The following is a 13,660-nucleotide window of genomic DNA, read 5'->3' as shown; positions in this document are numbered from 1 at the left end:
GGTGCTCCTCGCCGTCGCCGTCTCCGTGCTCGTCGGCGCACTGGCCCAGCGCATCACGGGAATGGGCTTCGCGCTCATCGCCGCACCCGCGCTCGTGATCCTGCTCGGCCCGTTCGACGGCGTCGTACTCGTGAACCTCTGCGCCGTGCTCTCCTCGCTCCTCATCCTGCCGAGGGTCTGGCGACACATCGAATGGCAGCGATTCGGATGGCTCGTCGTGCCGGCGCTCGTCGGCACCGCTGTCGGCGCGCTCGTCGCTGCGCGCCTGCCGGGGCCGGTGCTCCAGCTCGGTGTCGGCGTGCTCGTGGTCGTGGCGCTCACCGTGTCGCTCGCCGTCACCCGCACCGACCACGTCGCGACGGGTCCCGTTCCGGCGATCGTGGCCGGCGCGGCATCCGGATTCATGAACGCGTCGGCCGGCGTCGGCGGCCCGGCGCTCAGCGTCTACGCGGTCGCGACGCGCTGGCCGCAAGCGGGGTTCGCCGCCACCGCCCAGCCCTACTTCGTCGTGATCGGGGTGGCCTCCCTCGTCGGCAAGCTCGGCGCCACCGGCTGGGCGCTGCCCGAACTCGAACCCGGCGCCTGGCCGCTCGTCATCGGCGCACTGCTCGTCGGCCTCGGCCTCGGCGAACTCCTGCACAAACGCATCCCCCACCACGCGGCGCGCATCGCCGTGATCGTGATCGCCTACGCCGGCGGCATCGCCGCGATGGTCGACGGTGCGCTGAAGCTCTGGGGCTAGCTGCGCTCACGCACCTCGACCGGCCGGTCGCCGTATTCGGCGAGTCGCGCCTCGAGACCGGCCCGCACCTCGGGCCATTCGTCGATGATGACGGAGTAGACGGCACTGTCGCGCCAGCTGCCGTCAGCTCGGCGCTTGTGCCGTCGCAGCACCCCGTCGAGCCGGGCCCCGAGCCGCTCGATCGCGGCGCGCGAACGCGCGTTGTTCGCATCGGCCTGGATCTTCACCCGGCCGAACCCGCTGCGGAACGCGAGGTCGAGCAGCAGCAGCTTCACCTCGGGGTTCACCGCCGTGCCCCAGACGCCCGGGTCGTACGCCGTCCACCCGATGTGGGCCGACTCGTTCGACAGGTCGAAGTCGGCGAGCTTCGTCGCCCCGACCACCCGCCCGTCGTCTGGGCCGCCGCGCAGGCGCACCGTCCACGGCATCGCCGCCTCGCCGGCCGAGTAGTAGTCGCGCGCGAACGTGTCGTAGGCGTCGGCATCTGCGGGCTGCCCTGCCGGGCCGCCACCGTAGCCTCCCGCGAAGACCTCGGGTCGGCAGAGCGCTCGGTACAGCTCGGGGATGTCGGCGACATCGAACGGGCTGAGGCGGATGAATCGGCCGACGAGCTCGTCGGCGGTGGGGCGCTGCGCAGTCACCGTTCGAGTGTGCCACGCGCCGGTAGCGCGCACGTGACCGGTCGGCGACGACATCGTCGCCCTGGGTCGCAACCCTTCCCTTCGACTTGAGCCGCCCCTACGATGACGGGAGCAAGACCACGACGAACGAAAGGTGGGGGGCCATGGGTTCTCTGGACGACATCACGAAGAAGGCGCAAGACTTCATCGAGGAGAACAAGGACAAGATCGCCGACGCGCTCGACAGCGAGCAGGCGGAGGACATCAGCGACAAGCTGCTCGACGGGGTCACGGAGGCCGCGAAGAAGGTCGTCCCCGAGGAGCACCACGACAAGATCGACGGTGTTCGCGAGAACATCGACGGGGCCGTCGGCACCGAGAAGTAGTCGACCGGGTTCGAAGGGGGCGGATGTCACGGACATCCGCCCCCTTCGTCGTCCCCGCCCGGCTCGGCGACGCGCCGGAGTGCGCGCTCGCTTGCCACCCGGTGGCCGGGTTGCCACGATGGAGAGGGCGAACAAGCCCACGAAGGGGGAACTTCACTCAATGGACCACAAGCCGGCCACGGACACCATCCGGGCACAACAAGCGGCGGCACTCGCGCAGCTGCCGTTCGACGACACGCGCGACTTCGACGATGCCGATCGCGGCTTCATCGCCGCCCTCGAGCCCGGTGTCGTGCGAAACGACGCCGGCGAAGTCGTGTGGGACAACGACAGCTACGCGTTCCTCGAGGGCGAGGCGCCCGACACGGTGCACCCGAGCCTCTGGCGGCAGTCGCAGCTCGTCGCGCGCCAGGGTCTCTACGAGGTCGTCGAGGGCATCTACCAGCTGCGCGGCATCGACCTCTCGAACATGACGATCGTCGAGGGCGACACGGGCATCATCGTGATCGACCCGCTCATCTCGACCGAGACCGCGGCCGCCGCACTCGCGCTGTACCGCGCGAACCGCGGCGACCGCAAGGTGGTCGCCGTCATCCACACGCACTCGCATGTCGACCACTTCGGCGGCGTGTTCGGCGTGACGTCGCAGGCCGAGGTCGACGCGGGCACCGTGCAGATCATCGCCCCCGAGGGATTCGTCGAGCACGCGGTCGCCGAGAACGTCTACGCCGGAACCGCGATGGCCAGACGCGCCGGCTACATGTACGGCGCCGCGCTCGAGCGCGGGCCGCAGGGCGCCGTGGGCGCCGGCCTCGGCCAGACCACGTCGACCGGTGTCATCGGCATGATCGTGCCGACCCTCGAGATCACCACGACGGGCGAGACGCACACCGTGGACGGCGTCGAGATCGAGTTCCAGATGGCGCCCGGCACTGAAGCGCCGTCGGAGATGCACTTCTACTTCCCGCGCTACCGCGCACTCTGCATGGCCGAGAACGCCACGCACAACCTGCACAACCTGCTGACGCTGCGTGGTGCGGTCGTGCGCGACCCGCACGTGTGGTCGCAGTACCTCACCGAGGCGATCACCCGCTACGCCGACCGCACCGACGCCGTGTTCGCGTCGCACCACTGGCCGACCTGGGGCCGCGAGAACATCGTCGAATTCCTGTCGGTGCAGCGCGACCTCTACGCCTATCTGCACGACCAGACGCTGCGACTCGTCAACAGCGGCTACACCGCTGCCGAGGCGGCCGAGATGTTCGAGATGCCGCCGGCGCTCGATCAGGCCTGGCACACGCGCGGCTACTACGGCTCGGTGAGCCACAACGTCAAGGCCATCGTGCAGCGCTACCTCGGCTGGTTCGACGGCAACCCGGCACGCCTCTGGCCGCACCCGCCGGCCGCGATCGCCACCCGCTACGTCGACGCGATCGGCGGCATCGACCGTGTCGTCGAGCTCGCCCAGGCGGCGTACGACGCCGGCGACTTCCGCTGGGCGGCGACCCTGCTCGACCACGCCGTCTTCGTCGACGAGCACCACGAGGCCGCTCGGGCGCTCTACGCCGACACGCTCGAGCAGCTGGCCTACGGCTCCGAGAACGGCACGTGGCGCAACTTCTTCCTCTCGGGCGCGACCGAACTTCGCGTCGGAAACTTCGGCACGCCGACGAAGACCAGTGCCCCGTCGATGGTGGCCCAGCTCAGCCCCGAACAGCTGCTCGACTCGATCGCGATCAAGGTCGACGGCCCCAAGGCCTGGGGCCTCGACCTCGCGTTCGCGATCGTGCTGACCGACCTCGACCGCCGGTTCCGGGTCACGCTCCGCAACGGCGTGCTGATCTACCTCGAAGACGGCGCGGGCGACGTCGAGCTGACCCTCAGCCTCACCAAGGGCCGCCTCCTGGCCCTCCTCGGCGGCGACTCCACCTCGGGGGGCGTCTCGACCGAGGGTGACACCTCGGTGCTCGAGCGCCTGCTCGGAGTCATCGACCCGGGCGACGAGGCATTCGCCATCGTCACCCCGTAGTACGCGCGACGAACGACGAGCAACGCCCGGCCGGGACATCCCGGCCGGGCGTTCTTCGTTCCGCCGCGTCAGCGAGTGCCGTGCCTCAGCGGGTGCCGAGCCTCAGCTCGGCTCGGCTCCGTCGCCGGCGCACGAGCACGAACGCCACGAGCGCCAACCCGCCACCGGTGAGGAGCAGCGCCCACGTCAGGCGAGCGGCGAGCGCGTCGCCGTCGAAGCCCGTCGCGGGCAACGGCGGGGCGAAGCGGTTGTCGACCGTGATGGTCACGATCTCGTCGCCGCCCACAACCACCGGCGTCGCCTCGGTCGCGCTGACCGTGACCTCGACCGCGCCGCCGTCGTCGACCTCTTCAGCCCAGCACTCCGCGCCGACCGGCAGTTCGTCGAAGCGCTTCGTCTCGCCGGCGGTGATCGTCACCAGTTCGGCGTCGAGCGCGACGTACGGGTCGTTCGCCCCCCGATCGAGCACGCAGGTGAGCTCGATCTCGAAGGACTTGCCCGCGGCCTGGTCGACCGCGCCGCTCACCGTCTTCTCGAGCTCGATGCTGCCCGAGTCGAAGGTGTTGGTCGCCGTGATCGTCAACAGCTGCGCCGTGTCGGATGCCTCGACGATCGCCGCGTTCTCGTATGAGTCGAAGTCGACCGCCGCGCTCGACGCGCCGCCCGCATCCGTCTCGGTCGCGAAGCAGTGCGTGCCGCCCGGCAGGTGCACGGGATCGCCGTTCGCGTCGACGACCTCGATCGTCTCACCGGCCGTGATCTCGATCGCGCCGTCGTAGAGGGTGACGAGCTCGCCGTCGACCTCGACCTGGCAGGTGAGCTGCACCGTGAACACCGCATCGGCGACGTACTCGGCATCGGCCGCTTCGCCGTCGACCTCCTTCGCGAGCTCGACGGTGCCGAGCGAGAACTCGTTGACGAACCCGGCGGTGACGACGGTCTCGACGCCCGCCTCGGCCTGGTCGGCGATGGTCACCGTCACCGGCGCCGCCGGGTCATCCGCGTGGCCCGCATCCGTCTCGGTGACGACGCACTCCGCTCCCACTGGGATGCCGGTGATCGTCTGACTCCGGAACGGCCCGTCGCCGCCGTCGCTCACCACGACGAGCTCCTCGTCGACCACGGTCGTGTCCTCGTAGGTGCAGACGACCTCGAAGACGTACTCGCCCTCGGAGAAGTCGCCTGCTCCGGGGCCGGACATCGACTTCAGCACGTCGAGCGACCCGGTGCGGAACTCGTTGTCGATGTCGACCCGCACGGGGTCTTCGGCGGAGGCGTCGCCGACGACGATCGGCATCTCGGGCGACACCGACGACGCGGTGGCACCGCCGTCGTCGATCTCGGTGACGTCGCACTCGGCCCCGGTCGGCAGGTTCTCGACGAGCCACACGTCGCCCGGGGCATCCTTCGTCAGGGTGTGCGTGCCGTCGTAGACCGTGTCGGGGTCCGCGGCCGGAAGGGTGCAGACGAGCCGCACCTCGAAGTCGCCGAAGCTGCCGCCCCATGCGTCGGCACCGGTGCCGGTGACCGACTTCACGATCTCGACCGAACCGACGGAGTAGCTGTTCGTCACGGCGACGAGGGTGACCGCCTGGCCGGTCTCATCATCGGGCAGCACGGTGAACTCGGCCGTCGTGACGTCGCCGAGATCGTCCTCCACCCCGTCCTGCGTGACGACGATCGACGAGTCGGCCCCGGCCTGATCGGTCTCCTCGACCGTGCAGACCGAACCCACCGGCAGCGGCTCGAACGGCAGGGACTCGCCGGCCGTCAACTCGAAGTCGACGTCGAACACCGTCTCGCCCTCGAACACGCAGCTCGCGTTGAAGCGGTAGACCGTTTCGTAGACGATCTCGTCGCCGTCCTGGTTCTCGGCGCCGCCGTTGTCGACGGCCTTGCTGACGGTGAACCCGCCGAGCTCGTAGGTGTTCGTGACGGTCACCTGCTCCAGCTCCGCGCCGTCGGGCGCCGGGTGATGGATGTCGGTCCGGGACGTCAGGTCTCGGCGCGCCGTCACCTCGCCCGAGCGGCCGTCGGCACCGGCTGGGTCGTACGTGACCGTCGAGCCCTGTGCCGCGATCTCCTGCACGGTGCACTCGGAGTACATCGGCAAGTTCGTGCCCTCGCCGAAGACGACCTCGGTACCATCGGCCGGCACGGTCACCGGAGACGGAGCGTTTCCGTCGCCGTCGCCGAGCGTGACCGGTTCACCCCCCGACGTGCACTGCACGTCGAAGTCGTATGAGGCGGGCAGCGGCCACTCGGCGGGCCAGTCGTCGGGGACGACGACCTCCTTCTCGAGTGCGATGTCACCGGTCGGCACGGCCACGCCCGAACGCACCGGCTCGACCGGACCCTGGTAGATCTCCTCGGCATTGAACTCGGCACGTGAACCGGCCGCGACCGCGTTCCACGCGATGGGGAGGCCGCCGTCCACCGCGGCGGGGTTCGAGTACGGGGTCTGCGTGTCGAAGGTGAGCCCGCCGGACGCCCGCGGCGAGAGACCTCGCCCGTCGGGCCAGCTGACGACGACCTTGATCGCCCTGGCCTGGGCGAGCTCGGCCGCCGGCGTGGCGTCGGTGAACTCGATCCAGTCGCGCGTGCTCACATCGCCGTAACAGGGGTCATCGGTCGGCATCGACGTCGTGCGCGTGCTGAACTCGATGTCCGCCGCGTTGCAGGCGGTCGCGGGAACCGTCGTCAGGTAGTAGCTCCTGAACGAGATGGTGGGGTCGAGGACGGTGACGTTGCCGAGGAAGACCGGCGACCATTCGGAGCCGCGGTTCGTGCCGATGGTCACGCCGGTGTCACCGATCGCCGGCAGCACGTCGATTCCGCCGATCGACTCCACGGGGACGTTGCCGAGGTTCGTGAAGGCGATGGCCCACCGTTCGATGCCGCCGGGGCGCGTGATCGGAACGCAGTTGCTGAGGTAGAAGCCGGGGATCAGGGCGTTCGGCTGGGCGCATGCGTCGGCCGAGTCCGGGTCGGTCGTGTCGAGCACCCCGAGGTCGTCGTAGTTCGGGTCGCCCGGCGCGGCCCCCGGTACTCCGGCACCGAGGCCTCGCACGCCCTTCTGCAGCGCGATCGGGGCCGCTGCGGACGGGTTGACCGTCGTGTTCGCCGCGCAGTCGTCGACGACCTGCGTCGCGGGCACCGGCTGGGCGAACGCCGTCGATTCGCACGTGTCGAAGGTGCGGTCGCTCGTCGCCGAGATCGTGTTGCCGACCGGGGTCCCCGGCGCGAGGCCGGGTCGGAACTGCAGTGCGGCCGAGATCACGAGCACGTCGCCCGGTTCGAAGACGAACCCGTCGGGCACCGTGATCGTCACGACGCCGGTGGTGGTGTCGAGCTCGCCCGAGAACCCGCTCGCGTCGAGCTCGGTTCCGTCGCCCGCCGTGAGCGTGAACCTGAACACCGGGTCGGCACCCGGCACCGCGACGAGCATCGAGCCGGTGGCGTCGGTCGCGACCTGGTCCGTGAGCTCGAGACCGGTCATCGGCCAGTCGCCGGTGTTGGTGACGGTCATGCGGTACGGGATGGCTCCCGTGGGCGGGAACTGCTGCGACGCCGCGCCATCCGAGCCGTTGCCCGGGGTCTTCTCGACCTTGATCGCGTTCTGCAGGTGCAGTAGTTGCGTGACGTCGGAGGCGTCGTCATCGGCCTCCCAGACCGTGCCGCCGTCATCGATCCAGGCTCCCGTGCCGTGCACGTCGACGACATCGGTCATGGTGCCCGCTGCGTCTTCACCCGGGGCCGTCGGCTGGCCCGGTTGCGTCGTGGGCACCGGCACGGTGTCGACCTCGCCGGCCGGCCCGTGATGCAGGAATTCCAGCCGGTCTGCCGTGAAGGCGATCGGCACGACCGGGTTGATCGGGTTCTCCCAGTTCGACGAGTCGGCGTCGACCCGCACGTCGAACCGGAGCCCACGCACCTCGGCGTTGGAGACGCCGCCCGGGAGCACCGGGTCGACCGTGCCGTCGGAGGCCGCATTCTGCCACTCGCCGACGACCCAGCAATCGGTGAGATCGGCTGAGCCGTCACAGGTGTAGCCGAGCTCGCCGGTGCCCGCATCGAGCGCCCAGTCGACCCCGGCGAGTGCCGAGACCCGCAGCTGGTGCAGGTTCGGCGGAAGCGTCTCAGTGGGGAACGAGGCGAACTCGAAGGCGTTCCAGAAGGTCGCCTCCGCATCTGTGATCGTGAGCACCTTCGTGCGCACGTTCCCTGTCGGCTGGCCGGTGAGCGTCACGGTGTAGCCGTCGCGCGGCTCGTTCTCGTAGCGCGAGGCTGGGTCGATGCTCTTCTGCGCGACCACGCCGTAGCTCGCCGCGACGAACGGGAGGGTGTCGGTGGCGGTGCCGGATGCCTCGTCGATGGCGGGGTTGTCGCCCGGCCGCGTGACCTCGGCCCCGGCGACGTTGGTGGCGAGGTCATCGGTCGTCACCGGGTCGGCGGGAGCGCTGCGCTCGAACCTGCGGAGCTGGTAGGTGAGCACGACCGTGCTCTGCTCCGTGCTCAGGATCGAGACGCCGTCGGGGTCGGTGTGCAGCACCTCGATGCCGATGACGTCGGTGAGCTGACTGTGCCCCAGCGCGAGCGCGTCCTCGATCGAGATCGGCGGGTCGACGATGCCGCCCTCGCGCGTGAGCGTGACCGTCGACTGGGTCGCCTCTGCCGGCACGGAGATCGAGGCGATGCGGTAGAGGTTGAGGTACTCGTACGCGTCGGTCGCCGAACCGGGTGCCGGGTCGGAGATCTGCAGGGTCGCCACTGCGGTCTCGGTCTCGTTGCGGGCCGTGATCGTGGCGTTCACGAGCGGGTAGCTGGCCTGCGGTTCGGTCGCAGGGGGGATCGGCAGCGAGTCCTGATCGAAGGTCTTCGACACCGAGACGTTGACCGTCGCATCGAGGATCGTGATCAGGTCGGCGTCGCGCTCATCGATCGGCGCGGGACCGTCGCCGACGAGGCCGGCGGTGTTGTTCACCACACCGGGCTGGCCCGAGTTGAAGTCCTCGCCGTGCAGCGTGCCCGTCACCGGTCCGCCGTCGCTGCGCTTGAAGTCTCGCAGCTCGAACACGAGGTCGAGATTGCGCGTGTGGCCGTACGATGATGCCACACCCGACCCTTCGATCGGCCCGGTGCCGTCGCCGCGGTGCGATCCCTCCTCGTAGGTGAGACGCACGGCGCGGGTGCTTTCGACCTCCTCGTCCGAGAGGGTGTATCCGGGGAACGCCCCGTCGCACGCCGTACCGTCGCCGCACGCGGCGGCCGTGACGTCGTCCCACGTACCGGTGTCGCCGTTGAAGAGTTCGACGGCGGCGATTCGGTCGAATTGCATCGCCGGGTCGGTGGTCGAGTCGATCGCGCCGATCTCGACGAGGTTCCAGGCGTCGAACGTCGACTGCGCGATCGCCGCGTCGCTGTAGTCGGTGCCCGCGGTCGGATCGTCGGTGATCGCGACCGAGTCGAACGGCAGGCCTTCGGTCGACCACGAGATGCGGGCCGTGCGCCGGTCCTCGGTGAAGGCGAAGAGGGGATCGGCCGGGTCGACGATCCAGTGCTTCTCAAGGAGGTCGGGCCCTGGGCCGCCGCCGTCGATCGGCTTCAGGTCGATCTGGTCGCCGTCGGTCGCGGTGTTGTCCTCCGGGCTCGCGTCGTTCGGGTTCTCGACGGCGGAACCCGCGGTGTTCGCGACCGTCAGCGGGTCGGCGGTCTCGGCTGCGTCTGCGACCGACCCGGTGGTGCCGTCGCGGAACTGGTCACGGGTCTCGACCGTGATCGTCGGCGTGACCTGGAATCCGGGCGGCAGCAGCTCGCCGGGCTTCGGGGTGTAGACGAAGCGGATGCCCTCGATGTCGTCCTGAAGGTCGGCGGGAATCGCCACGACCAGGTTGCCCTCGCCGTCGAGTTGCCCGCCCGGGAGGTCGACCCATTCCTCCCCGTTCCAGTACTGCACCTGAAGGTCGGCATTCGCCGGCACGCCGGCGACGATCCGGCTCGCGTCGAAGGTGTTCCAGAAGGGCGTCACCGGGTCGCCGGGCTGCGGGTTCGGCGGGTCGCTCACGATGAGGTACTCGGAGCCGATCGTCGACGGGTTCGGAGCCTGGTTGTTGACGGTGCCGTGGAAGCTCACATCGGTGGTCGAGCCGGGCACGGCCCAGATCTCATCGCGCGCGATGTTCTTCTCGATCGTCGTCGAGACCCGGCCGGGCTGCCGCGTGATGTCGGCCGAGTCCTCGTCGGTGCCCGACAGGCCGACCTCGTCGGTGACGGTCGTCGTCGTGTCGTTGGTGCTCACGACGTCTTCGGTGTCGACGGGCTGGGCCGTCACGGTGAAGGGCAGGGTCGCGGCCGCGTTCTGGATGATCGGCCCGGTGAAGGTGACCGTGAAGCCCACGACGCCATCCTTCGTCGGGTCGGGCAGGGTGTTCGGGGCATCCGCGTCGAGGGTCTCGTCGGTGCCGTCGTCGTAGACGTACGTGACGGTCGCGCCGGTGGCGTTCGGCGGCCACACGACGCCGTCGGTGAACCCGTCGAAGTCGAGGCCCTGCTCACCGAGGTCGGGCGAACCGGGCGTCGGCTCCTGGACGACCATGGAGGTGACGGGGCGGAAGCCGTTGGTCGACGTGATCGTCGCGGTGGTCTGCTGACCGGCGAGCAGATTCGGGTTGGCGAACGACTTCTCGGTGTCGACGAACGGCCCGGTGTTCGAGACGACGGCGTCGCCAGGGGCGGTCTTCGGTGTGCTCGAGTCGCCGTGCACGACGATGTTCGACGACGCGGTGTTCGGCACCGTCACCGACTGGTCCCTCGGAATGCTCTCGACGGTGTCGTTCGTCTCGGCGCCGATGCCGATGGAGGCCTCCTCGCCGGCGGGCGTCGGCGGCAACTGGCCGGTCGTCGAGCTGAAGGTGAACCGCAGTCCCTTCACATCCGAGAGCGGATCGACGTCGGGGATGTCCGTGAAGTCGGTCGGGATCGGCCCGGTCGCGTAGGCGACCTGCCAGTCGCCGTTCTCGTCGAGCCATTCGATCTCGACCTGGTCGGCACCCGCCGGTGGGGTGATCGAGGTGATGCCGGTGAAGTCGAAGGAGGAGTCGAACGGGCTCGAGGCCCCGTCGGCCGGGTCCTGCACGACGATCTCGTCGACCGATCGGTTCGAGGCGTTTCCGCCGCCGATCGTGTAGTCGACGGGCTGGCCGGGCAGCGCGGGGATGCCGGGCGAGCCGTCGGTCTGGTGGTCGTCGACCGACTTCTGCACCGTCGAGTCGAGCACCTCGGGCACCTCGAGCGTGATCGTCGCCGAGGCATCCTTCGGCAGCGCGTTGGTGCCGGTCGCCGAGGCCGTGTTCACGATGCTCGCACCGTTGTAATCGGCGCTGATGTCGTCGGGTACCTGCACGAAGACCGTGATCGAGGCCTTGGTTCCGGCCGGCTGCCCGGTGCCGGAACCGCCCTGCGTGGTGAAGTCGACGGTGAAGTCCGAGGTGGCGTACTCGAGCGTGCTCGTGCCGCCGCCGCTCACGGAGACGGGGGGCGTCACTGAGGGGTCGAGGATCAGGGGCTCGGGCAGCGTGTCGGTGAGCTCCGCGTCGTAGCAGGTGGAGGCGAGGTTGCTGTTGCAGGTCAGCTCGATCGTGTAGCTGAACTGCTCACCCGGCTCGTACGGAGAGGTATCGGGGTTGACCGTCTTCGTGAGGAGGAAGACAGCGTCATCCGGTGCGGCGACGGCCGGCAGCACGGCCGGAGCCGTGAGCCCGATCGCGAACACGGCTGCCACGACGCCCGCGAGCGTACGACGTATGACCGACATCTACTCCCCCTCGCCCTCGGCCGTGCGGCCGCCCCCGGGCTGATTCGAGTACCCCCGAACGGGGGCACCCGATTTCGACCCTATCGAGCGTGAACGGGGAGAGGGAAGGGCTCGCCGACCGCCGTCGGCCCTCGGCGCGTCGGCGTTCGGCCCTCGGCGCGTCGGCGCGTCGGCGTCAGCCGAGCAGGTCGTGCAGCGTGACGATCTCGTCGCGGCCGGGGCCGACGCCGATGGCCGAGATGCGGGAGCCGCTCATGGCCTCGAGCTCGCGCACATAGGACTGGGCGTTCGCGGGCAGGTCGGAGAACTCGCGGGCACCCGAGATGTCCTCGGTCCAGCCGGGGAACTCCTCGTAGATCGGCTTCGCGTGGTGGAAGTCGGACTGCGAGACCGGCACCTCGTCGAAGCGCTGACCGTCGACGTCGTACGCGACGGCGACGGGGATGCGCTCGATGCCCGTGAGCACGTCGAGCTTGGTGAGCACGAAGTCGGTGACGCCGTTGATGCGCGCCGAGTAGCGGGCGATCGGCGCGTCGTACCAGCCGGTACGGCGCTTGCGCCCCGTCGTCGTGCCGAACTCGTGCCCCTGTTCGGTGAGGAAGTCGCCCCACTCGTCGAAGAGCTCGGTCGGGAACGGGCCGGCGCCGACACGGGTCGTGTACGCCTTGATCACCGCGATGACGCGGTCGATCTTGTTGGGCGCGATGCCCGAACCGGTGATCGCCCCGCCGCTCGTCGCGTTCGACGAGGTGACGAACGGGTAGGTGCCGTGGTCGACGTCGAGCATCGTCGCCTGGCCGCCCTCGAAGAGCACCGTCTCGTTGCGCTCGAGCGCCTGGTGCAGCAGCAGCGCGGTGTCGGTGACCATCGGGCGCAGTCGGTCGACGTACGCCAGCATCTCGTCGACGATCTCGTCGACGGAGATCGCCCGACGGTTGTAGATCTTCACGAGCAGGTGGTTCTTCTGGTCGAGCGCGCCCTCGACCTTCTGCCGCAGGATGTTCTCGTCGAACAGGTCCTGCATGCGGATGCCGACGCGGTTGATCTTGTCGGCGTAGGCCGGGCCGATGCCGCGGCCGGTGGTGCCGATCTGGCGCTTGCCGAGGAAGCGCTCCGTCACCTTGTCGAGCGTGCGGTGGTATTGCGTGATGAGGTGGGCGTTGGCCGAGATGCGCAGCTTCGAGACGTCGACGCCGCGCGCCTCGAGGCCCTCGAGCTCTTCGAAGAGCACCTCGACGTCGACCACGACGCCGTTGCCGATGACCGGGGTGACGCCGGGTGTCAGGATGCCCGACGGCAGCAGGTGCAGGGCGTACTTCTCGTCGCCGATGACGACGGTGTGGCCGGCGTTGTTGCCGCCGTTGAACTTGACGACGTAGTCGAGGCGCGAGCCGAGCAGGTCGGTCGCCTTGCCCTTGCCCTCGTCGCCCCACTGTGCACCGATGAGTACGGCCGCGGGCATGTCAGTCCTCTCCTGCCGCCGCGTCGGTCGCGGCGGGTTCTGCAATCGGGTCGCCGACGATCGCCTCAGCGGATGCCGCGGGCTCGAACAGCACCGCAGCACCGCCCACGATCGTGATCAGCTGGGTCGGCGTGAACTCGGAAGCGATGCGCGCCGGGGCCTCGGGGTCGGCGGTGGCGAGCTCATCGGCGAGTCGGGCGGCGCGCTCGTCGAGGCCGAGGCCCTCGGCGGCACGGCGCTGGGTGTCGAGGGCGCGCAGATAGGCGCGGTTGGGCTCGTCGGACCACGAGACGGGGTCGCCCGGCTGCCAGCCACCGGCGGTGAGCTGCTCGCGGGCGAGGTCGGCGGCGACGGAGGCGAAGGCGTAGGACTCGATCGTTCGCCCCTCGGAATCGGCGAGGTCGGCGAGCTCGGTCCAGGCGAGCGGCGACGACGGATGTCCCGTGACGACCGCCGCGACGGACGCCCGATCGCCGTCGGCGATCGCCTGGCGCACCTCTGGTTCATCGGCGAGCGAGGCCTCGGGCTCCGGTGCTGATTGGTCTGGAGTCACACTCAACCTTATCGCGGGGGCACTCGCGGGTTGAGGAGGTGCGAAGCGGCTTCTC

General features: G+C 69.7%; 7 protein-coding genes. 3 read left to right on the top strand and 4 right to left on the bottom strand.

All coding sequences use genetic code 11. From position 1 onward, the window contains the following. The first annotated feature begins 1 nt into the window (after position 1). The gene (locus tag JOE59_RS17450; protein WP_204462768.1) at positions 2–742 is read left to right on the top strand and encodes a sulfite exporter TauE/SafE family protein; all 741 of its coding nucleotides are present in this window, start codon (positions 2–4) and stop codon (positions 740–742) included. On the opposite strand, the gene JOE59_RS17445 is transcribed toward JOE59_RS17450, so the two are convergent. Continuing rightward, the gene (locus JOE59_RS17445) at positions 739–1,383 is read right to left on the bottom strand and encodes a GNAT family N-acetyltransferase (protein WP_307837106.1); all 645 of its coding nucleotides are present in this window, start codon (positions 1,381–1,383) and stop codon (positions 739–741) included. The genes JOE59_RS17450 and JOE59_RS17445 overlap by 4 nt on opposite strands. A gap of 143 nt (positions 1,384–1,526) precedes the next feature. Here JOE59_RS17445 and JOE59_RS17440 point away from each other — a divergent pair, with 143 nt between their 5' ends. Together JOE59_RS17440 and JOE59_RS17435 are read left to right on the top strand one after the other, a co-directional pair. Continuing rightward, complete coding sequence (locus JOE59_RS17440; RefSeq protein WP_204462764.1) at positions 1,527–1,748, top strand: Rv0909 family putative TA system antitoxin; 222 nt, start codon at positions 1,527–1,529, stop codon at positions 1,746–1,748. Between the two features lie 160 nt (positions 1,749–1,908). Continuing rightward, the gene (locus JOE59_RS17435; RefSeq protein ID WP_204462762.1) at positions 1,909–3,777 is read left to right on the top strand and encodes an alkyl/aryl-sulfatase; all 1,869 of its coding nucleotides are present in this window, start codon (positions 1,909–1,911) and stop codon (positions 3,775–3,777) included. Between the two features lie 85 nt (positions 3,778–3,862). Here the strand turns inward: JOE59_RS17435 and JOE59_RS17430 are convergent, their stop codons facing one another. The 3 genes from JOE59_RS17430 to JOE59_RS17420 all read right to left on the bottom strand — a co-directional run bounded on the left by JOE59_RS17430 (position 3,863) and on the right by JOE59_RS17420 (position 13,605). After that, positions 3,863–11,590 (bottom strand): DUF5979 domain-containing protein, encoded by a 7,728-nt coding sequence (locus JOE59_RS17430; RefSeq protein ID WP_204462753.1) that lies wholly within the window; start codon positions 11,588–11,590, stop codon positions 3,863–3,865. Between the two features lie 175 nt (positions 11,591–11,765). After that, a complete protein-coding gene (locus JOE59_RS17425; protein ID WP_074259638.1) occupies positions 11,766–13,052 on the bottom strand; it encodes an adenylosuccinate synthase in 1,287 nt (428 codons plus the stop codon). Position 13,053: 1 nt separating this feature from the next. Next, on the bottom strand, positions 13,054–13,605 hold the full coding sequence (locus JOE59_RS17420; protein ID WP_307837105.1) for a DUF3151 family protein: 552 nt from the start codon (positions 13,603–13,605) through the stop codon (positions 13,054–13,056). Between the last annotated feature and the right edge of the window lie 55 nt (positions 13,606–13,660).

This window comes from Agromyces cerinus (genome assembly GCF_016907835.1).
GTDB classification, from domain to species: Bacteria; Actinomycetota; Actinomycetes; order Actinomycetales; family Microbacteriaceae; genus Agromyces; species Agromyces nitratus.
Note: the sequence above shows the minus strand (reverse complement) of the source record. Positions and strands in the feature narration are given on the sequence as shown.

Bases quoted from the DNA above. Each gene is read 5' to 3' on its own strand.
- JOE59_RS17440 (WP_204462764.1), top strand. From the start codon at position 1,527: ATGGGTTCTCTGGACGACATCACGAAGAAGGCGCAAGACTTCATCGAG.
- JOE59_RS17435 (WP_204462762.1), top strand. From the start codon at position 1,909: ATGGACCACAAGCCGGCCACGGACACCATCCGGGCACAACAAGCGGCG.
- JOE59_RS17430 (WP_204462753.1), bottom strand. From the start codon at position 11,590: ATGTCGGTCATACGTCGTACGCTCGCGGGCGTCGTGGCAGCCGTGTTC.
- JOE59_RS17425 (WP_074259638.1), bottom strand. From the start codon at position 13,052: ATGCCCGCGGCCGTACTCATCGGTGCACAGTGGGGCGACGAGGGCAAG.